Raw genomic sequence first — 19033 nt, forward strand, 5'->3', positions numbered from 1 at the left:
AGACAAGGGAATTGGCGGAAGGCAGTGAGAGTCGAACTCACCCAGGAACGGCTGCCGTCCCCCACCGGGTTTGAAGCCCGGCCACGCCACCGGGCGTGATTGCCTTCCCTGGTCAGAAGCCGGCTACGCGTGCGTGGCGGCAGATGCGGGAGCCAGGATGTTGCCACTGTTGCCATGGCGGATGCCAGCGCAGCGATGCCGCAGCGTTGAGCAAATCGCAGAAGCGCTTTCCGATTGTCCAGCACAAAGCCATGGCTAAATAGAATCAAATCGCCACTTATTTGCCAGAAAAATACGGCAAATTGCCAGCCTGTGCTCTACCCTCGCTAGCAGTACCTCAGGGAGCTGCACGGCATGAAGCCAACTCTACCCATCCTCGAGATTTCCCCACGCCAGGGCATTGGCCCGGTCTGCCTCGGCGATCTGCGCTCCCTCGCGCGCGACGCCTTGGCCGCTGTCGGCTTCCCGCTGGAGTCGTCCAACGGGACGACAGACTATTTCTGCCAGGCAGCAATCCAGATCGAGTGCAACGAGCAGGGGCACGTCTGGTTCATCGGCCTGTCCCAGAGCGAGCAATACCTTGCCCGCTACCGGGGGGTGGATGTGTTTTCGCTGCCGGCCGGGGAGTTGTTCTCGCTGATCGCCTCGGCCGACGGCTCCGGCCCGCACGAATTCAACGACAGCGAATACCTGTTCCCCGGGCAGATCATCACGTTGTGGGACGCCGATGAGCAGTACGATCGCCAGGGCCACGAGACGCGCCCCGTCTGGGCCCAGGTGGGCGTCGGCAGCCCGGCGTATGTCGAGGCAGTCTCGGCAATCTGATCCACAGGCGAACTTTGTCGCGCCAGCGGATTATGCTTGTCCCGCACGCTGACAAGGGAATTCCATGCTGAACGCGAAACTCACCAGGGCTCTGCTGTGGATGGTCGTTGTCATCCTCGCCATCGCCGTCCTGGCGCTCGGGCTGCGGGTCGCCGCGCTGCGCAACATCCCCGCACTCGAGCCCTGGCACACCTGGGTGCCGGACGACCTGCACAGCGACGTGATCGATCGCCTGGACTGGGCCGGCTACCTGGCTGCCGAAGACCGGCTGATGCAAACCATGCGCGAGGAAATGACGGCCAGCCTGCAACCCTTCGAGCGCGTGGCCTACAACCGCTACTTCGACCAGAGCGCGGTTTATCCCGGTCGCTTTGCCACGGACTGGAATCGTTCCTACGAGGCGCGCCCCAACGGGGTCGTGCGTGGCGCCGCAGTGTTGTTGCACGGGCTGACCGACTCGCCCTACAGCCTGCGCCACCTGGGTGAGCACCTGCGGCAACAGGGCTTTGTGGTGATAGCCATCCGCATGCCGGGGCACGGCACAGTACCGGCAGGGCTCACCCATGCGGACTGGGAAGACTGGATGGCCGCTACCCGGCTCGCCGTGCGCGAGGCTTCTGCGCAACTGCCCAAGGGAGCGCCGCTATTGATGATGGGCTTCTCCAATGGTGGCGCGCTGGCGATGAAGTACAGCCTGGATGCACTGACCGACCCGAGCCTGGCGATGCCGAAGCAACTGGTGCTGATCTCACCGATGATCGGCGTCACTCGGTATGCCCAGTTCGCCGGGCTTGCCGGCTTGCCGGCGCTGCTGCCGGCCTTCGCCAAGGCTGCGTGGCTCAACGTGCTGCCGGAGTTCAACCCCTTCAAGTACAACTCCTTTCCCATCGCCGCGGCGCGCCAGACCGTGGAGCTGACGGACGCCGTGCAGCGCAGCCTGGATGCTGCCAGCCGCAGCGGCCAGCTCTCGCGCTTGCCGCCGATCCTCACCTTCCAGTCGCTCGCCGACAGCACCGTCAGTACTCCCGCGGTCATCAGCAACCTCTACGAGCGCCTGCCGGCCAACGGCAGCGAGCTGGTGATCTTCGACCTCAACCGCTCGCTGAACTATGGCCCGTTGCTGCGCCCGGAGATGGCCACGCTCGGCGACCGTTTACTGCCCGAGCGCGAGCGCAACTACGACCTGACGGTGATTTCCAACAGCCCGCAGGACAGCCGTGCCACCGCCCTGCACACGCCAGCCCACAGCCAGCAGCAGGAACGCCAGGCGCTGGCGGCGAGTTATCCGCCGGAGCTGTTCTCCCTGTCCCACGTGGCGCTGCCCTTCCCACCCGACGATGCACTCTACGGCCAGCACCCGGACGCCGGCGAAGACTTCGGCATCCGCCTGGGCACGCTCACCCCGCGCGGTGAGCGCGGCGTGCTGATTGCCGGGCTGGACCTGTTCCAGCGGGTGACGTCCAATCCGTTCTACGCTTATCTGGTGCAACGGGTCGACCAGGTGCTGCCGCAGCACTAGCCTCTGCCGCACCCGGCCAGCAGCAATGCGCTACGGCCATGAACCGGGCGCTCGAGGCGCGCGTGGATGGTGGTTTCTGCTGATGCCGCAGCCAGCAGTCACGCAGCACTAGCGGGCCGAGCCACCCGCGTTGTGCTCACGCTCCTGGCGCTGCCGCCACTTCAGATCGTCGCAGCGCAGGCCAACCGGGCTGTCGCCCTTGCTGGTGCCGGTAACGCAGTCGTTGCCGTCGAGATTGACGAACCAGGCCATGCAGTCATCGATCTGATAGATCCAGCGGCCACCGGCCTTGCGGCTGGGAGAACCCCAGGCGCTCTGCACATCCCGCGCCTGCATTCCGGGAAGGACCTGCTTGCGCACAGTGGCGGCGCGGATCTCCTTCTCGGTCATGGGGCCACAGGCCGATGCGGGATCGGCGCCGACCACCGAGTAGCCATCCTGCACGCCCGCTGCTGCGCCAGTTACAGGCGCCGAGGGCGGAACCGCTGCGCCAACCTCGCCGATGTTGCCGCTTGCATCAGCCCTCGATGGTTCCGATCCGGGCGGCGGGCCGATCCGCATGCCCTCGGTTGCCGGCGGCACCTTGATCCGCTCACCACCGGTGCCGTCCGCGCACGCTTGCTGGGTGAAGGTGAGATGCCCCTGGCCATCGTCACACTTGTTCAGCGTGGCGGCGTGGCCGATGGTGGTGAAGCAAAAGCACAGCAGAACGGCGAGACCCCGCATGACCCGACTCCCTGGGAAAACGATCTCCGTCAGCGCGAGTAGCGCTATCGGTCCGCCATTCTGACCTGAGCGCGTGCAGGAGGTGAACTGCTGCGGCGATTGGCAGCGCTCTCAACCAGAGCCACTGACCTGCGCCAGCGCCGAGTCGGCCCTGATTCGCCGCTCATTGCCGAAGCGGCGGGTGAAGCCGATACGATCGAAGTACTCCAGCAGTTGAATGCAGCGTTTGCGGCCAATGCCAATGCGGTCGCGGAAGGCGGCGGCACGGATGATACCGGCGTCATCACGCAGTTGCAGGGCGTGGCTGGCGAGTTGCTGCAGGGTCTCTTCGGGGTAGAACAGGTCTTTCACCACCTGGTGCAACTGTCCCAGACGGGCGAGCTTGCGCAGTAGCAGGCGCACGTCGCCCTCCTCTGCCTTCAACTCGCGGGCGAGGTCACGCACCCAGGGTGGATCGGAGGCACCCGCCAGCAGCAACGGCCACAGGCGCTCACGCAGCTGTTCGTCGGCCTCGCCCAGTTGTACGCGATGGTCCGGCAGGTGCAGCCAGGGACCACTGCTGTCGACCGCGCCGGTGGTCAGCAGGCTTTCCAGCAGGGCAATGAATACCGGGCGCTCGAGCGGCGAGAACGCGTAACGACGCAGTCGGTCGCGGTCGGGGCCGAGTTCGTCCGGGGCTTCGACATGGAAGCGTTGCAGCGCGTCGAGCAGTTGCCGTTGCAACGCCGACCAGCGCTCCGCCGCGAACAGACGCGCGCCGAGCCGGGTGCTGATTTCGACCAGTTCGCCGGGCAACCGCCAGCCTGCGCGTGGCCAATTGAACTGGCGCGCCAGCAGCACGGGATCGAGGCCATTGCTGGCGTGTGCCAACAACGTGGGCAAGGCGCTTTCAAGGCTCTCGCCCTGCAGGGCGCGCAACTGTTCCAGGCGCTCCGGGCTGCGGCGATTGCGCGCGGGGGCGAAGGGGTCGAGCACGCGGCCGCCACCGAGAGTGCGTTGCGCGGACTGATCGCGCAGCACCAGGCGGTCGCCATGCACGGCGTGACTGGGAGCGTTCAGCACCAACTGCGCAAAGGCGCGCTCGCCGGGTTGCAGTCGCTCACCTTCAAGCAGCGCAACACGGCCGGTGACGTCCTGCGCACCCAGGTGGACATGCACCGGCGTCCAGTGGGCGAAGGCACGGGTTTCGCTGGCCAGCAAGTCCAGCTCGATATCGATGCGCGTGGTGGGCGCATGGAGCTCGGCGGCGGTCAGCCAGTCGCCCCGATGAATCTGCTCGAGGCTCAGGCGCTCACCGGCAATGTTCACCGCCACCCGCTGGCCGGCATGGGCCTGCGGCGCTTCGCGGTTCTGTGCGTGGAGGCCGCGCACGCGAACACGGCGGCCAGCGTTACCCAGCAGCAGTTCATCACCGACATTCACGGTGCCGGCAAAGGCGGTCCCGGTGACAACGACACCAGCCCCACTGACGCTGAAGGCTCGGTCCAATGCCAGGCGGAAGCCACCGGATGCGGCACGCTCGCGGGTCTTGCGGGCGGCATCGGCGAGCGCTGTACGCAACGCCTCGATACCCTCGCCGCTGACGCTGGACAGCGGGAAGATCGGCGCGCCGGCAAGTGGGCCTGGCGCCAGCAGCTCACGCACTTCAGCCGCAACCTGCTCCAGCCGTTCGACCGATACGCGGTCGGCCTTGGTCAGCGCGACCATCGCACGGCGAATGCCGAGCAACTCGACGATGGCGAGGTGTTCACGGGTCTGCGGCATCACGCCGTCGTCGGCGGCAACCACCAGCAGCACCAGATCGATGCCGCTGGCACCGGCGAGCATGTTGTGGACGAAGCGCTCGTGGCCCGGCACGTCGATGAAGCCGGTCAGCGCGCCGTCGCCAAGGTCGGCATAGACATACCCCAGGTCGATGGTGATGCCGCGCTCGCGCTCGGCCGGACGGCGGTCGCCCTCGACGCCCGTGAGGGCGCGCAGCAACGAGGTCTTGCCGTGGTCGATGTGCCCGGCGGTGCCGACTATCACGCCTTTGCCTCGGCCAGCAGCGGCAGCTGCGCGACGAAGCCGGGCTCATCATCGAGCTGGCGCAGGTCGAGCCAGAGCGCGTCGTCATCGATGCGCCCGAGCACCGGGATCGGCAGGCAGCGCAGGCGCTCCTCCAGGTCCAGCAGCGCGCGGCCGCGCTGGCGCTTGGGCTGGTTCGGACGCAGGCACAGTGCGGCGCTGGGCAGGCGGGCGACGGGCTGCGCACCGCTGCCGATCATGCCCAGGGCATCCACGGCGCCGACGCTCCAGCTTTCGCCCAGCAGCGCCGCCAGGGCTGGCGCCAGGCGCTCGGCCTGAACACGGATATCGGCCTGCGCGCGGCTGAGCAGGCGCAGGCTGGTGAGACGTTCGGCGAGGCGGTCCGGATCGCGATACAGGTTGAGCACGGCCTCCAGTGCGGCAAGTGTCAGTTTGTCCACGCGCAGGGCGCGCTTGAGCGGATTCTTCTTGATCCGCCCGATCAGTTCCTTGCTGCCGAGGATCAGCCCTGCCTGCGGGCCACCGAGCAGCTTGTCGCCACTGAAGGTGACGATGTCGGCGCCGTCGCGCAGGGCTTCCTGCACGGTGGGTTCCTTGGGCAGGCCCCAGCGGGTGAGATCGACCAGCGTGCCGCTGCCCAGGTCCTCCAGCAGCGGCAGGCCGTGGGCGTGGGCGATCTGCGCCAGCTGCGGAGTGGCGACACTGGCGGTGAAGCCCTGCACGCTGTAGTTGCTGGTGTGCACGCGCATCAGCAGGCCCGAGCGCGGGCCGATGACGGCTTCATAGTCCTTGGCGTGGGTGCGGTTGGTGGTGCCGACCTCGACCAGCTTTACGCCGGCGCGGGACATGATGTCGGGGATACGGAAGGCGCCGCCGATCTCGATCAGCTCGCCGCGGGAGATGATGCCTTCCTTGCGCGCCCCCAGGCTGTTGAGCGCCAGCAGCACCGCGGCGGCGTTGTTGTTGACCACAGTGACAGCCTCGGCACCGGTCAGCTCGCGGATCAGCCCGGTGATGAGGTCGTCGCGATCGCCTCGCTTGCCAGTGGCAAGGTCGAACTCGAGGTTGAGCGGATAGCGCGCGGCCAGCGTGATGGCTTCGATGGCCTCCTCCGGCAGCAGGGCGCGGCCGAGGTTGGTGTGCAGCACCGTGCCGGTCAGGTTGAACACCCGCCGCACACGGCTGGCGTGGTGCGCGGCGAGCCGCTCGCCAGCGCGGCCGGCAAGCACCGAGTCTTCCAGTTCGACGGCGGCCAGTTGCCCGTGGCGCATCGGTTCGCGCAGTTCTTCGAGCAAGTCACGCAGGGTCTTGAGCAGGGCCTCGCGGCCATAGCGTTGCTGCAACGGCTGGCAGGCCGGGCTGCGCAGCAGCCGGTCGATGGAGGGCAGGCGTACCGAGGTCATGGACGAACCTTGTGCAGGGGACGATGGCTGGAGTCAGTGTAGGGCGTATAACCGTTCGCGGTTATACGCCACCCCAGCCGAGACGAAGCTGATGGCGGATAACGCGTGCCGCGTTATGCGCCCTACGAAGAGCAGATTCAGCCACCGCCGCCCGGCGCCAGCAGCAGGTTCGGCGCGCTGCGCAGGTAGCCATCCTCGGCAAGGCGGATGTCCAGCGCCAGGCTGGCCAGGTCGTCCGCCTGGGCCTCGGCGTGCTTGTCGTGCTGCAGGTAGAACTGTTTGAGATAGGACTGGCAGCCAGGGCAGGTCTCGGCCTTGAGCGGCGCCTGGTCGCTGGCCACGCCTTCACGCTGCAGCGAGTAGTAGGCCAGGCCCTTGCTCTCGGCGCAGTGGCTGCACTTCACGCGCACGTAGTGCCATTCGCAGGAGCACAGCGAGCAGGACAGGTAACGCAGGCCGGCGTGCTTGCCCTGATGGCGGACCATCCCCGCCACCGGCGGCGCGCCGCAGGCCGGGCAAAGGGTCTGGCTGTCGGTCTCGGCCAGGGTGTCGTCCGGCAGTTGCAGCAACCATTGGCTGAAGGCGACCTGCAGCACGGCGCCGAGGAACGGCACCAGCGCCGGCGGCAACAGGTCGAACTGGCCGTTGAGCAGCCCCAGCGCCCAGGCCTTTCGCTGGCCGGAGTCGGCGCTGCGCAGGGTTTTCAGTGCTTCGACCACCGCCGGGTTGGCGGTCAGTTCATAAGCATCGAGGAAGGCGTCCAGCAGCGGTAGCCAGGCGCCCTCACGCACCAGCACTTCATAGGCCAGCGGCGGCATGCGGTGCTCACGGCTGCGCGCCAATGCGGCGGCGTCCGGTGAGGGCAGGAACAGCTTGCGATCGAGCAGCGCCTGCTGGATGTCGCAGACACCGGCGATCAGTTCGAGATAGCCCTGCAGGGGATTGCCCGGCGCCAGTTGGCGCAGACGGGCAGAGCGGCGGGAGAACAGATCGGCAGACGGCAGGTTGAACAGGGGCGGAATGTTGGCGGCAGCTTCGATCTGCCCGGGTTCGAGAATTCGGCCTGACACGCAGGACTCCTTGTTGAAGGGGGCGGGGGCCGAAAGAGCCCCTCACCCTGACCCTCCCCCGGGAGGGAGAGGGGACTGTCAGTACCGGCTGGAGGATCAGCGCCTGCCGGCGATTACGTCGAGCGTCAGTGTCCCTTGCCCTTGTCCACGTCCTTGAGCCAGGCGGCGTGGTGCTTGCGCGCCCAGCCGCGGCTGACCCAGCCATAGAGCATGGCGCCCATCGAACCCTTCACCCAGATTCCGGCGTAGATGTGCACCAGGATGCTGCAGATGAGCACGAAGGCAGCGAAAGCATGCAGCAGCGAGGCGACGCGGATGATGTCGATGCCGAAGAAGTGGCTGAAGTACGCACGCCACATCACCAGACCGGTCACCAGCAGCACCAGCATGCACAGCAGCAGGGTCCAGAACAGCAGCTTCTGCCCGGCGTTGTAGCGGCCGACCTCCGGGAGGTTTTCCTCGCGGTTGGTGACCACGTCACGCCACTGCTTCAACCACTGCACGTCGCGCTTTTCCACCAGGTTGTGGTGGGCGAAGCGAATCACCAGGCCGAGGAAGAACAGGAACATCGCCACCCCGAGGAAGGGATGGAGGATGCGCGTCCACGGCCCGCCGCCGAACAGGTTGGTCAGCCAGAACATGGCCGGGTGGAACAGCGCCAGCCCCGAAAGGCCGGCGAGGAAGAACAGAATGGCCACCATCCAGTGGTTGCTCCGTTCGTTGGCGTTGTAACGCTGGATATCTTTTTTCATGTCGTCGGGCTCCTTGCTGCCCTTTTCCGCCTCCCCCGGGAGGAAGGCGGAAGTCAGTCAGCGGGGATCGCGCGGATCGTAGCCATGCACCGAAGGATCGACCTTGTGCACCGGCGCCTGCGGGTCGGGACCGTCTTCCTCGTCCTCCTCGACCCGGTTGGGGCCGATGCGGGTGTAGTGGAAGAACCCGGCCAGCACCACGCCCGCCATGGCCAGCAGGCCCAGCGGCTTGGTCAGGCCCTTCCACAGGCTGACCATCGGGCTGATGGCCGGCTTGTCGGGCAGGCCGGCGTAGAGCGAAGGCTGGTCGTTGTGGTGCAGCACGTACATGACGTGCGTGCCGCCCACGCCTTGGGGGTCATACAGGCCGGCGTTCTCGAAGCCACGGGACTTCAGGTCCTCGATGCGCTCGGCGGCGTGTTCCTTCATGTCCTCCTTGGTGCCGAAGACGATGGCGCCGGTCGGGCAGGTCTTCACGCAGGCCGGCTCCATGCCCACCGCCACGCGGTCGGAACACAGGGTGCACTTGTACGCCTTGTGGTCCTTCTGCGAGATGCGCGGGATGTTGAAGGGGCAGCCGGTGATGCAGTAGCCACAGCCGATGCAGTGGTCCTGGTTGAAGTCGACGATGCCGTTGGCGTACTTCACGATCGCACCAGGGCTCGGGCAGGCCTTCAGGCAGCCGGGCTCCTCGCAGTGCATGCAGCCGTCCTTGCGGATCAGCCACTCCAGGTTGCCGGCCGGGTTCTCATGCTCGGTGAAGCGCATGACCGTCCAGGACTGGTCCGTGAGGTCGATCGGGTTGTCGTAGGTGCCGTGGTTGTGGCCGACCTCATCGCGCAGCTCGTTCCATTCCGAGCAGGCGACCTGGCAAGCCTTGCAGCCGATGCACTTGGACACGTCGATCAGCTTGGCCACTTCCTGCTCGTGCCGCACCGAGGGTGACGGCAAGGTCGTGGCGGAGCGGGCGTAGATGTCTTGACTACTCATGCGTCACCTCACGCCTTTTCCACGTTGACGAGGAAGGATTTGAACTCCGGCGTCTGCGTGTTCCCGTCACCCACGAAGGGCGTCAGGGTGTTGGTCAGGTAGCCGTTGCGCGCCACGCCGGAGAAGCCCCAGTGCAGGGGAATGCCCACGTGGTGCACGGTCTGGCCGTTGACCTGCAGCGGTCGAATACGCTTGGTCACCACCGCTACCGCCTTGATGAAGCCGCGGTTGGAGGAGACCTTCACAAGGTCGCCGGCCTTGATGCCGAGCTCCTTGGCCAGCGCCTCGCCGATCTCGACGAACTGTTCCGGCTGGACGATGGCATTCAGACGGCAATGCTTGGTCCAGAAGTGGAAATGCTCGGTGAGCCGGTAGGTGGTCGCGGCATAGGGGAACTCCTTCGCCGTGCCGAACAGCTCCATGTCGTTCTTGAACACCCGCGCCGCCGGGCTGCTGATCGCCTGCGGGTTCTTGTGCAGCGGGTTGACGCCGATCGGCGTCTCGAACGGCTCGTAGTGTTCGGGGAACGGGCCCTCGGCCATCTTGTCGACGGCAAAGAAGCGCGCCACGCCTTCGGGGTTCATGATGAACGGATTCATCCCCGCTTCCGGCGCCACGTCGGCCTTGAAGTCCGGGACATCGGTGCCACCCCAGGCCTTGCCGTTCCACCACACCAGACGTTTCTTCAACGGGTCCCAGGGCTTGCCGCTGACGTCCGCCGAAGCGCGGTTGTAGAGGATCCGCCGGTTGGCCGGCCACGCCCAGGCCCAGCCCAGGGTCTGCCCCATGGCGTATGGGTCGCTGTTGTCGCGGCGGGCCATCTGGTTGCCCTGTTGCGTCCAGGAACCGGCGAAGATCCAGCAGCCGCTGGCGGTGCTGCCGTCATCGCGCAGCAGCGCGAAGGCCGGAAGCTGCTCGCCGGCTTTCGCCAGGACCATGCCATTGTTGGGATCGACCAGGTCGGCCAGCGCCTTGCCGTTGTACTCCTTGGCGATCTCTTCCGGGGTCGGTTCGTCCGGCGTCAGGTACGGCCAGTCGAGCCCCAGGATCGGGTCGGGGAAGGCGCCGCCATCCTTGCGATAGGCCGCCTGCAGGCGATGCAGCAGCCCGCTCATGATGGCGATGTCGGTACGTGCCTCACCCGGCGGCTCGGCGCCTTTCCAGTGCCACTGCAGCCAGCGGCCGGAGTTGACGATGGAGCCGTCCTCCTCGGCGAAGCAACTGGTGGGCAGGCGGAACACCGTGGTCTGGATGGCCTTGGTATCGACGTCGTTGTGCTCGCCGGCGTTGCGCCAGAACTCGGAGGTTTCGGTGGCCAGCGGGTCCATCACCACCATCCACTTCAGCTTGGCCAGCGCAGCGCTGACCTTGGCCTTGTTGGGGAACGAGGCGAGGGGGTTGAAGCCCTGGCAGAAGTAACCGTTGACCTTGCCCTGGTACATCATGTCGAAGTAGCGCAGCACGTCGTAGCCGGCGCCCGGCATGTCCAGCTTGGGCAGCCAGTCGTAGCACCAGTTGTTGTCCTTGGTGGCGGACTTGCCGAACCAGGACTTCATCAGGCTGACGTGGAACTTGGGATAGTTCTGCCAGTAGGACAGTTGCCCCGGGCGCAGCGGTTTGCTGGTGCGCTTGGTGATGTAGGCGTTGTAGTCCTGCTCCGCATCCATGCCCAGGGTCAGGTAGCCGGGCAGCGAGTTGGACAGCAGCCCGAGGTCGGTCAGGCCCTGGATGTTGGAGTGACCGCGCAGGGCGTTCATGCCGCCGCCTGGCATGCCGATGTTGCCCAGCAGCAACTGGACCATCGCGCCGGTGCGGATCATCTGCGCGCCGACCGAGTGCTGAGTCCAGCCCAGGGCGTACATGATGGTCATGACCTTGCCCGGCGCCGCGGTGGTGGAAATTTCCTCCCACACCTTGAGCATCATGTCCTTGGGCGTGCCGCAGATGTTGCTCACCACGTCCGGCGTATAGCGGCTGTAGTGCTGCTTCATCAGGTTGAACACACAGCGCGGGTGCGTCAGGGTCGGGTCGACCTTGGCGAAACCGTCCTCGCCCAGCTCGTATTGCCAGGAGGACTTGTCCGGGTAGGTGCGCTTCTCCGCGTCGTAGCCATTGAACAGGCCGTCGTCGAAGCCGAAGCCTTCCTTCACGATGAAGGAAACGTCGGTGTAGTTGTGCACGTATTCCTTCTGGTACCTGTCGTTTTCCAGGAGGAAATTGATCAGGCCGCCGAGGAAGGCGATGTCCGTGCCGGTGCGGATGGGCGCGTAATAGTCGGCCACCGAAGCGGAACGGGTGAATCGCGGGTCGACCACCAGCAGGCGCGCCTTGTTGTGCGCCTTGGCTTCGGTCACCCACTTGAAGCCGCACGGGTGCGCTTCAGCGGCGTTTCCGCCCATGATCAGGATCAGATCGGCATTCTTGATGTCGGTCCAATGGTTGGTCATGGCTCCACGGCCAAACGTCGGGGCAAGACTTGCCACCGTCGGGCCGTGTCAGACACGCGCTTGGTTGTCGAACGCCAGTAGTCCGAGGGAACGCATCACCTTGTGGGTGATGTAGCCAGCTTCGTTGGAAGATGCCGACGCGGCCAGGAAGCCGGTGGTCAGCCAGCGGTTCACCGTCTGGCCCTGGGCGTTCTTGGCGATGAAGTTGGCGTCGCGGTCGTCCTTCACCAGCTTGGCGATGCGATCCAGCGCCTCGTCCCAGCCGATGCGCTTCCACTCGCTGGAGCCGGCTTCGCGGATTTCGGGATACTTCAGGCGGTTCGGGCTATGGACGAAGTCCAGCAGGCCAGCGCCTTTGGGGCAGAGCGTGCCGCGGTTGACCGGGTGATCGGAATCACCCTCGATATGAATGATGTTCTGCGCGACGTTCTTCGCCGCATCACCCTGGCTGTACAGCAGGATGCCGCAACCTACCGAGCAGTACGGGCAGGTGTTGCGGGTCTCGACAGTGCGCGCAAGCTTGAAATGGCGGATCTGGTCTGCGAATGCATCCGGGGGTGCCATCCCGAGTGCAGCCAGGCTCGAACCTCCGAGTCCCACGGCGCAGACCTTGAAAAATTGCCGACGGTTCATATCCATCGTGCGTCTCCTGATCAGGCAGCGTACGTCCGGTGCATAGCCGAACCCTTGCTGCTTAAAAGATAGCCAAGCGGGCGCGTTGCGCCAGCTTTGAGCGGGGCAGACCATGCACGCCGTCGATTTGCGGCGCATTGACGCGCGTCAGTACGTCACTCAGAACGCACTGCCGAATACCCCCAAATGGGCAACGGGCGGGTAGGCACAAGAGATACTGTCACCGTCGGGGCGGCAGGCGGACTGCTGCCGATCCGGCTGGAGGGTTTCGTGCAGCCCGAGCAGGGCCACGCCGATGAGGGCAGCGAGCAGGTAATGGCGCGCATGTCTTCTTCTTATCGCTTTCATGACGACCTCCGTCACTTCAGCCTGCGATCGGGGCACAAGGCCCTGCCATAAGGTTCAGTCTGGAACCTGTGGCCAGTCTGTCAACCGAAGCGCTTGACCGAAATGCCCGAACGGCACGGCAGCCGGGCCGTTAACCGACCCACCGCTGGCCCATTAGGGTGGCAGGACCTGATTGCCCAAGAGCTCATCCATGTCGTCCGCCGCCCCCTACCCTCACCTGCTCGCCCCACTCGACCTGGGCTCCATCCAGTTGCGCAATCGCGTGGTGATGGGCTCGATGCACACCGGCCTGGAGGACCGCCTGTGGGACTTCGGCAAGCTCGCGGCCTACTACCGCGAGCGGGCGCGCGGCGGCGTCGGGCTGATCATCACCGGCGGCTTTGCGCCAAACCGCGAAGGCTGGCTGCTACCGCTTGGCAGCAGCCTGACCAGCGGTCTGCAAGTGCCGGCACACCGCCGCCTGACCCAGGCGGTGCACCGCGAGGGCGGGCGCATCCTGCTGCAGATCCTCCATGCCGGGCGCTATGGCTATCACCCGCTGGTGGTCTCGGCCTCAGCGGTGAAGTCACCGATCAGCTGGTTCGCCCCGCGCGAGCTGTCCGAGCGCGGCATCCTGCGCACCATCGCCGCTTTCGTGCGCTGCGCGAAGCTCGCCCATGCCGCGGGCTACGACGGCGTGGAGATCATGGGCAGCGAAGGCTACCTGCTGAACCAGTTCCTCTGCCCGCGCACCAACCAGCGTGACGACCGCTGGGGCGGTGACCTGGGCAACCGCATGCGGCTGCCGCTGGAGATCGTCCGCCGCACTCGCCGCGCGCTGGGCGAGCGCTTCGTCATCAGCTACCGCCTGTCGCTGCTCGACCTGGTGGAAGGCGGCAACAGCTGGGACGAGGTACGAACCGTTGCGCGAGCCCTCGAAGGCGCCGGCATCGACCTGCTCAACAGCGGCGTCGGCTGGCACGAATCGCGGGTGCCGACCATCGTCACCTCGGTGCCGCGCGCGGCCTTCGCCGAGGTCACCGCACGCCTGCGCCGCGAGCTGCGCGTACCGGTAATTGCCAGCAACCGCATCAACACGCCGGAAGTCGCCGAGCAATTGCTCGCCGAAGGCCACGCCGACCTGGTGTCCATGGCCCGGCCATTGCTGGCCGACCCACAGTTCGTGGCAAAAGCCGCCGCCGGTCGGGCGACCTCAATCAACACCTGCATCGCCTGCAACCAGGCCTGCCTTGACCACGCCTTCGCCAACCGCCGCGCCAGTTGCCTGGTCAACCCGCGTGCGGCGTTCGAGACCGAACTGCGCTACCGCAAGGCGCGCGTGCACAAGCGCATCGCAGTGGTCGGCGCGGGGCCGGCGGGGTTGTCCGCCGCCTGCGTCGCCGCCGAGCGCGGGCATCGGGTGACGCTGTTCGAGGCCGCCGGGGAGATTGGCGGACAGTTCAACCTGGCCAAGCGCGTACCGGGCAAGGAGGAATTCCACGAGACGCTGCGTTACTTCGCCGTTCGTCTGCAGGAACTCGACGTCGAGGTGCAACTGGGCCGGCGGATCGCTCGTGGCGAACTGCGCGGCGAATACGACGAGGTAATAGTCGCCACCGGCATCCAGCCGCGTACGCCATCGATCCCCGGCATCGGCCACGCCAAGGTGCTCAGCTACCTCGACGTGCTGCGCGGCGCAGCGGTGGGCGCAAAGGTCGCGCTGATCGGTGCCGGCGGCATCGGCTTCGACGTGGCGAGCTTCCTGCTCACTGAACGCGAGGGGCCACAGCCGCTCGGCGAATGGCTCGGCCAGTGGGGGATCGACCTGGACAACGCCACGGCAGGCGGACTGATCGCGCCCATTGCCGTCGCACCCAATCGTCAGCTCTGGCTGCTGCAGCGCAAGGCCGGGCAACCGGGCGCCGGTCTGGGCAAGACCAGCGGCTGGGTGCACCGTGCACACCTCAGGCATCACGCTGTGCGAATGCTTGGCGGCATCGAGTACCTGCGCATCGACGATGATGGCCTGCACATCAGCGTCGATGGTCAGGAGCAATGCCTGGCCGTAGACAACGTGGTGATCTGCGCCGGCCAGGAGCCGCTGCTGGAACTGCAGCCGACGCTGGCGGCGGAGAACCTGCGCTACCACGTCATCGGCGGCGCCAGCGTGGCGCGGGAGCTGGACGCCAAGCGGGCGATCCGCGAGGGAGCGGAGCTGGCGGCGCGGCTGTAACGACATCATCCATGATGCCCTGGCGTAGCCGGAGGCCCATCGCGGACAGAGTCCGCTCCTACGTAAATGTCTGCTTCAGGTGCCGAACACCTCGCCAGCGCTCCCTGTAGGAGCGAGCTTGCTCGCGAACCGCCCGGCTCTGGAGCAGCCGGGAAGTCATCGCGGAGGCAGTCCGCTCCTGCGAGATACCCCTGCGCTTGGGCCATCCCTCACCCTGGCCCTCTCCCAAGGGCAGAGGGGACCGTTCGGTGCAGGATGAAACCTTCGCGTCAGTCGGCTCGGACTGCCCCCTCTCCCTGAGGGGAGGGTTGGGGTGAGAAGGGAAGACGCAGCGACGGACTATCCAGAGAAGACAGTTGCTCCTACACCAGGCTCAGCATGTGGGTAGGAGCGGATTCATCCGCGATCGCTTGAGACAGTGCCGGAATCCCACCCTGGGCTCGCGCCCATGGGGCGCTCCTGCAGGTCCGAGCAGTCACCCCTCCAGCAACACCTTGATCGCCTGCAGGTCGCGCTCGACCCACTGGGCGTCGCGCTCGAAGGTGGCGTCGTCCATCTGCGGCTGACGCAGCAGGGTGAGTTGCAGCTCGCAGCCATCGCCATTGGCGATCAGCCGCAGTGGAATGTGGATGGCCGGCGCCTGCTCCGGCAGCACGTCGTGGTCCAGCACGCCGAAGCCATTGCGCGGCGAAAAGCGCACACGCATCGGTCCCTGGGGCGTCGTCGCCAGCCAGAGGTCGCCCTCCAGCGGCTCGATGGCACTGCACAGGCCAGAGGCCCAATAAGGGAAATTCTTCGGCTCGGCGAGAAAATCGTAGGCTGCGTCACGGGCCCGCTCGATGCGGACACTGAGGACACGGGAAGCGCGGGTGGCCATGGTCGGGGTCTCCATCGGGACGGGAGAGATGCTCCGGTCTGGTGCATACTACGCGGCTACATTTCATCATTCGACCGCAGGACGGCCCTTCGCTGCCCTGCCCGCGAACCGTTTCCGGAGTTTCCCATGCCCACGCCCCCCTGGTGGATGTTCGTCCTGCCGCTGATCGCCGGTGCCTGCCTGCCGCTGCAGGCGGGCATCAACGGCCAGCTCGCCAAGCAAGTGTCCAGCGTGCTGGCCGCCGCGCTGATTTCCTTCTTCGTCGGCATGCTCGGCCTGCTCGTGCTGACCCTGGCCAACCGCGAATTCCCCAGCCTCGCGGCGATGCGCGGAATGCCCTGGTGGCAGTGGTGCGGTGGTTTCCTGGGGATGTTCTTCATCTTCATCGCCGCCTTCGCCGCGCCGCGCGTGGGCGCGCTGATGTTCATGGTGCTGGTGCTCGCCGGCCAGTTGGGCATGGCGCTGGCGTTGGACCACTTCGGCTGGGCCGGTTTCAAGGAAGCCCCGGTGAGCACCCTGAAAGTCGCTGGCATGGCCGCCATCGCCGTTGGCATCTGGATGATCCGCAAGGGCTGAGCGCCAGCGCTCTACGCTGAGCAGGGATGCTTCGCCCGCAGGAAATTGCCATGACCGATATCCAGGTGATCCTGGTCGACGAGTTCGACAAGCCGACTGGCACGATGGAAAAGCACGAGGCCCATCACCGGGGCCTGCGCCACCGCGCCATCTCGGTCTACGTCTTCAACCCTGCCGGTGAACTGCTGCTGCAGCGCCGCGCGGCAGGCAAGTACCACTGTGGCGGGCTGTGGAGCAACACCTGCTGCGGCCACCCCTTCCCCGGCGAATCCGCTCGGCACGCCGCCGAACGCCGGCTGCGCGAGGAGATGGGTATTGAGCTCACGCTGCACAAGCTGTTCGAGTTCAGCTACCGGCTGGAGCTGGCCAACGGCATGACCGAGAACGAGTACGGCCACCTGTTCGGCGCCATCGACGTGCAACTGCCGCGGCCTGATCCGCAAGAGGCCGACGACTTCCGCTACGTTGCCCTGCCCGCCCTGGAAGCCGAGATGGCCGCGCAACCGCAGCGCTTCACGCCCTGGTTCCTGCTCTGCTACCCGAGCCTCAAGGACTACCTGCGCGATAACGGCGCAATCCCGGCCCTGGCGCTTCGCTGAAGGCCTGCCGGCCCAGCTCGTCGGTTTGCCGCCGGCTGTCGTCGAAAGCCCGCGCAATTCTGCGCGCTGGCCACTATGATGCGCGCCTTCGCGCCACCGCACCGACACGCCGCCATGAGAAAACCACCGCTGATCGCCAACGCCGAGCTGGACCGCCTGGAAACCTGGGCCAAGTACACCTCGGGCCTGTGCAAGGACTGCAACGCCACCTGCTGCACCATGCCGGCGGAAGTCAACGTCAACGACCTGATCCGAATCGGTGTCGTCGACGAATTCGAGCGAGACGAACCGGCGAAGAACATCGCCAAGCGCCTGCTCAAGGAAGGCATCGTCGAGCGCTTCAACCAGAAGAGCGGCATCTTCACCCTGACCCGCACCAGCAACGGCGACTGCTACTTCCTCGACCGCAAGACCCGCCTCTGCAGCGTCTACGCCAAGCGTCCGGATACCTGTCGCAACCATCCGCAGGTCGGCCCGCGCCCCGGCTACTGCGCCTACCGCAAGAAGACCGGCTGAGCGCCCGGGGCGCTTTCTGCTGTTCGCAGGAACGAAGGGGGCGCCTAGCCCCTGCCCGCAAACCTGCAAGGCACGCTGCCATGCGGTTCGCGAGCCAGCTCGCTCCTCCAGTCCCTGAGGTGGCTCGCTATACTGCGGGCCTGCTCAGGAGCCCTGAATGAATTCCCTGCTCGAAGCCTGGCGGCATTCGCCGACCCACCGCCGCGTCTGGGCGCTTGCCGCGCCGATGATCCTCTCCAACGTTTCCGTGCCGCTGGTCACCCTGGTCGACAGCGCGGTGATCGGCCACCTGCCGCACGCCCACCAACTGGGTGCCGTGGCCGTCGGTGGCGGGCTCTATACCCTGCTGGTGGGCGTGCTCGGTTTCCTGCGCATGGGCACCACCGGTTTCGCCGCCCAGGCGGCCGGGCGTGAAGATGGCGGAGCACTGCGGCGGATTCTCGGCCAGGGCCTGCTGCTGGCCCTCGGCCTGGCACTGCTGCTCGGCCTGCTGGCGATGCCCTTGACCAGCCCGGCACTGGCGCTGATGCGACCGTCCGCCGAACTGGATGCGCTGGCCCGGGAGTTCTTTCACATCCGCCTGTTCGGCCTGCCGGCGGCGCTGGCCACCTACGCGCTGGTCGGCTGGTTCCTCGGCACACAGAACGCCCGCGCACCGCTGGCGGTCCTGTTGACCACCAACCTCATCAACATCGTGCTCAGCCTGTGGTTCGTGATGGGCCTGGGCTGGGGCGTGGCCGGCGCGGCCAAGGCCGCGGTGACCGCCGAATGGGGCGGCGCCCTGCTCGGCCTGGCACTGACCCGCGGCGCACTCCGGCGCTTCCCCGGCCAGCCGGACTGGTCGCGCCTGCGCGCCTGGGCCAGTTGGCGGCCGTTGCTGATGGTCAACCGCGATATTTTCATCCGCAGCCTGGCGCTGCAGGGCGTGTTCTTCCTGCTCACCGTGCAGGGCACGCGGCTGGGCGACGCCACGGTGGCGGCCAACGCGCTGCTGCTCAACGGCCTGATGGTCACCGCCTACGCCCTCGACGGCCTGGCCCACGCCGTCGAGGCACTGTGCGGCCATGCCATCGGCGGCCGTGACCGCACCGCCCTGCGCCGTTCGCTGGTGGTCGCCTGCGGCTGGTCGCTGATCGCCAGCCTGTTGTTCGTCGCCTTCTTCAGTCTCTTCGGGCACCTGTTCATCGCGCTGCAGAGCGACATCCCCGAAGTACGCGCCACCGCCGACCAGTACCTGCCCTACCTCGCCTGCCTGCCGCTGATCGGCATGTGGAGCTACCTGCTCGACGGCCTGTTCATCGGCGCCACCCGCGCCCGCGAGATGCGCAACGCCATGCTGCTCGCCTGCGCCGCCAGCCTGCCGCTGGGATTCGCCCTGCAAGGCTGGGGAAATCACGGATTGTGGCTAACCTTCCTATGCTTCATGTTGCTGCGCGCCCTGGTCCTCGCCGGCTACGCCTGGAGGCTGACGCGCCAAGACGCCTGGCAGGCGCCTGCCAGCCCCTGACCGTA

Annotated in this window: 16 protein-coding genes and 1 tRNA gene; 7 read left to right on the forward strand and 10 right to left on the reverse strand. The window is 66.5% G+C overall.

Going from position 1 to position 19033, the window contains the following annotated elements; genetic code table 11:
• Positions 1-12: 12 nt before the first annotated feature.
• Positions 13-108 (reverse strand) — tRNA-Sec (locus L6D89_RS04965).
• 246 nt (positions 109-354) lie between these two features.
• On the opposite strand from L6D89_RS04965, the gene L6D89_RS04970 reads away from it, so the two are divergent.
• The gene (locus L6D89_RS04970) at positions 355-825 is read left to right on the forward strand and encodes a hypothetical protein (protein WP_236198956.1); all 471 of its coding nucleotides are present in this window, start codon (positions 355-357) and stop codon (positions 823-825) included.
• A 64-nt stretch (positions 826-889) separates the two neighbouring features.
• Positions 890-2344 (forward strand): alpha/beta hydrolase, encoded by a 1455-nt coding sequence (locus L6D89_RS04975; protein WP_236198957.1) that lies wholly within the window; start codon positions 890-892, stop codon positions 2342-2344.
• Positions 2345-2452: 108 nt separating this feature from the next.
• Here the strand turns inward: L6D89_RS04975 and L6D89_RS04980 are convergent, their stop codons facing one another.
• From L6D89_RS04980 to L6D89_RS05015, 8 genes are all read right to left on the reverse strand, one after another.
• Entirely contained in the window at positions 2453-3070 is a 618-nt protein-coding gene (locus L6D89_RS04980) for a DUF4124 domain-containing protein (protein ID WP_236171395.1), read from the reverse strand.
• A gap of 111 nt (positions 3071-3181) precedes the next feature.
• Complete coding sequence (gene selB / locus L6D89_RS04985; protein ID WP_236198958.1) at positions 3182-5098, reverse strand: selenocysteine-specific translation elongation factor; 1917 nt, start codon at positions 5096-5098, stop codon at positions 3182-3184.
• Positions 5095-6501, reverse strand: coding sequence for an L-seryl-tRNA(Sec) selenium transferase (gene selA / locus L6D89_RS04990; RefSeq protein WP_236198959.1), 1407 nt, complete (start codon positions 6499-6501; stop codon positions 5095-5097). The genes selB and selA overlap by 4 nt, the downstream gene beginning before the upstream one ends.
• A 137-nt stretch (positions 6502-6638) precedes the next feature.
• Positions 6639-7571 carry a formate dehydrogenase accessory protein FdhE gene (fdhE, locus tag L6D89_RS04995; protein WP_236198960.1) on the reverse strand — a complete coding sequence of 311 codons (933 nt, stop codon included), beginning with the start codon at positions 7569-7571 and terminating at the stop codon, positions 6639-6641.
• Between the two features lie 125 nt (positions 7572-7696).
• A complete protein-coding gene (locus L6D89_RS05000) occupies positions 7697-8323 on the reverse strand; it encodes a formate dehydrogenase subunit gamma (protein WP_236171391.1) in 627 nt (208 codons plus the stop codon).
• 57 nt (positions 8324-8380) lie between these two features.
• On the reverse strand, positions 8381-9313 hold the full coding sequence (gene fdxH / locus L6D89_RS05005) for a formate dehydrogenase subunit beta (protein ID WP_081515660.1): 933 nt from the start codon (positions 9311-9313) through the stop codon (positions 8381-8383).
• A gap of 8 nt (positions 9314-9321) precedes the next feature.
• Positions 9322-12399 (reverse strand): formate dehydrogenase-N subunit alpha, encoded by a 3078-nt coding sequence (fdnG, locus tag L6D89_RS05010; RefSeq protein ID WP_236198961.1) that lies wholly within the window; start codon positions 12397-12399, stop codon positions 9322-9324.
• A gap of 153 nt (positions 12400-12552) precedes the next feature.
• Entirely contained in the window at positions 12553-12741 is a 189-nt protein-coding gene (locus tag L6D89_RS05015) for a hypothetical protein (RefSeq protein WP_236171389.1), read from the reverse strand.
• 190 nt (positions 12742-12931) lie between these two features.
• Here L6D89_RS05015 and L6D89_RS05020 point away from each other — a divergent pair, with 190 nt between their 5' ends.
• Positions 12932-14953, forward strand: coding sequence for an NADPH-dependent 2,4-dienoyl-CoA reductase (locus L6D89_RS05020; protein ID WP_236198962.1), 2022 nt, complete (start codon positions 12932-12934; stop codon positions 14951-14953).
• A gap of 475 nt (positions 14954-15428) precedes the next feature.
• Here L6D89_RS05020 and L6D89_RS05025 read toward each other — a convergent pair whose 3' ends face one another.
• Positions 15429-15830 carry an SRPBCC family protein gene (locus tag L6D89_RS05025; RefSeq protein WP_236171387.1) on the reverse strand — a complete coding sequence of 134 codons (402 nt, stop codon included), beginning with the start codon at positions 15828-15830 and terminating at the stop codon, positions 15429-15431.
• 126 nt (positions 15831-15956) lie between these two features.
• Here L6D89_RS05025 and L6D89_RS05030 point away from each other — a divergent pair, with 126 nt between their 5' ends.
• The 4 genes from L6D89_RS05030 (at position 15957) to L6D89_RS05045 (ending at position 19028) form a co-directional block, all read left to right on the forward strand.
• Entirely contained in the window at positions 15957-16406 is a 450-nt protein-coding gene (locus L6D89_RS05030; protein ID WP_184592014.1) for a DMT family transporter, read from the forward strand.
• Between the two features lie 50 nt (positions 16407-16456).
• Complete coding sequence (gene idi / locus L6D89_RS05035) at positions 16457-17005, forward strand: isopentenyl-diphosphate Delta-isomerase (RefSeq protein ID WP_236198963.1); 549 nt, start codon at positions 16457-16459, stop codon at positions 17003-17005.
• A gap of 114 nt (positions 17006-17119) precedes the next feature.
• Positions 17120-17521, forward strand: a complete 402-nt coding sequence (locus tag L6D89_RS05040) for a YkgJ family cysteine cluster protein (RefSeq protein ID WP_236198964.1) — start codon at positions 17120-17122, stop codon at positions 17519-17521.
• A gap of 157 nt (positions 17522-17678) precedes the next feature.
• Entirely contained in the window at positions 17679-19028 is a 1350-nt protein-coding gene (locus tag L6D89_RS05045; RefSeq protein WP_236198965.1) for an MATE family efflux transporter, read from the forward strand.
• Positions 19029-19033 lie beyond the last annotated feature (5 nt).

The organism is Pseudomonas pseudonitroreducens, from assembly GCF_021603645.1.
Classification (GTDB): Bacteria; Pseudomonadota; Gammaproteobacteria; order Pseudomonadales; family Pseudomonadaceae; genus Pseudomonas; species Pseudomonas pseudonitroreducens.

Bases quoted from the DNA above. Each gene is read 5' to 3' on its own strand.
- L6D89_RS05020 (WP_236198962.1), top strand. From the start codon at position 12,932: ATGTCGTCCGCCGCCCCCTACCCTCACCTGCTCGCCCCACTCGACCTG.
- L6D89_RS05045 (WP_236198965.1), top strand. From the start codon at position 17,679: ATGAATTCCCTGCTCGAAGCCTGGCGGCATTCGCCGACCCACCGCCGC.
- L6D89_RS04975 (WP_236198957.1), top strand. From the start codon at position 890: ATGCTGAACGCGAAACTCACCAGGGCTCTGCTGTGGATGGTCGTTGTC.
- selA (WP_236198959.1), bottom strand. From the start codon at position 6,501: ATGACCTCGGTACGCCTGCCCTCCATCGACCGGCTGCTGCGCAGCCCG.
- L6D89_RS05000 (WP_236171391.1), bottom strand. From the start codon at position 8,323: ATGAAAAAAGATATCCAGCGTTACAACGCCAACGAACGGAGCAACCAC.
- L6D89_RS04980 (WP_236171395.1), bottom strand. From the start codon at position 3,070: ATGCGGGGTCTCGCCGTTCTGCTGTGCTTTTGCTTCACCACCATCGGC.
- L6D89_RS05030 (WP_184592014.1), top strand. From the start codon at position 15,957: ATGCCCACGCCCCCCTGGTGGATGTTCGTCCTGCCGCTGATCGCCGGT.
- L6D89_RS05015 (WP_236171389.1), bottom strand. From the start codon at position 12,741: ATGAAAGCGATAAGAAGAAGACATGCGCGCCATTACCTGCTCGCTGCC.
- L6D89_RS05040 (WP_236198964.1), top strand. From the start codon at position 17,120: ATGAGAAAACCACCGCTGATCGCCAACGCCGAGCTGGACCGCCTGGAA.
- fdxH (WP_081515660.1), bottom strand. From the start codon at position 9,313: ATGAGTAGTCAAGACATCTACGCCCGCTCCGCCACGACCTTGCCGTCA.
- L6D89_RS04970 (WP_236198956.1), top strand. From the start codon at position 355: ATGAAGCCAACTCTACCCATCCTCGAGATTTCCCCACGCCAGGGCATT.
- L6D89_RS05025 (WP_236171387.1), bottom strand. From the start codon at position 15,830: ATGGCCACCCGCGCTTCCCGTGTCCTCAGTGTCCGCATCGAGCGGGCC.
- idi (WP_236198963.1), top strand. From the start codon at position 16,457: ATGACCGATATCCAGGTGATCCTGGTCGACGAGTTCGACAAGCCGACT.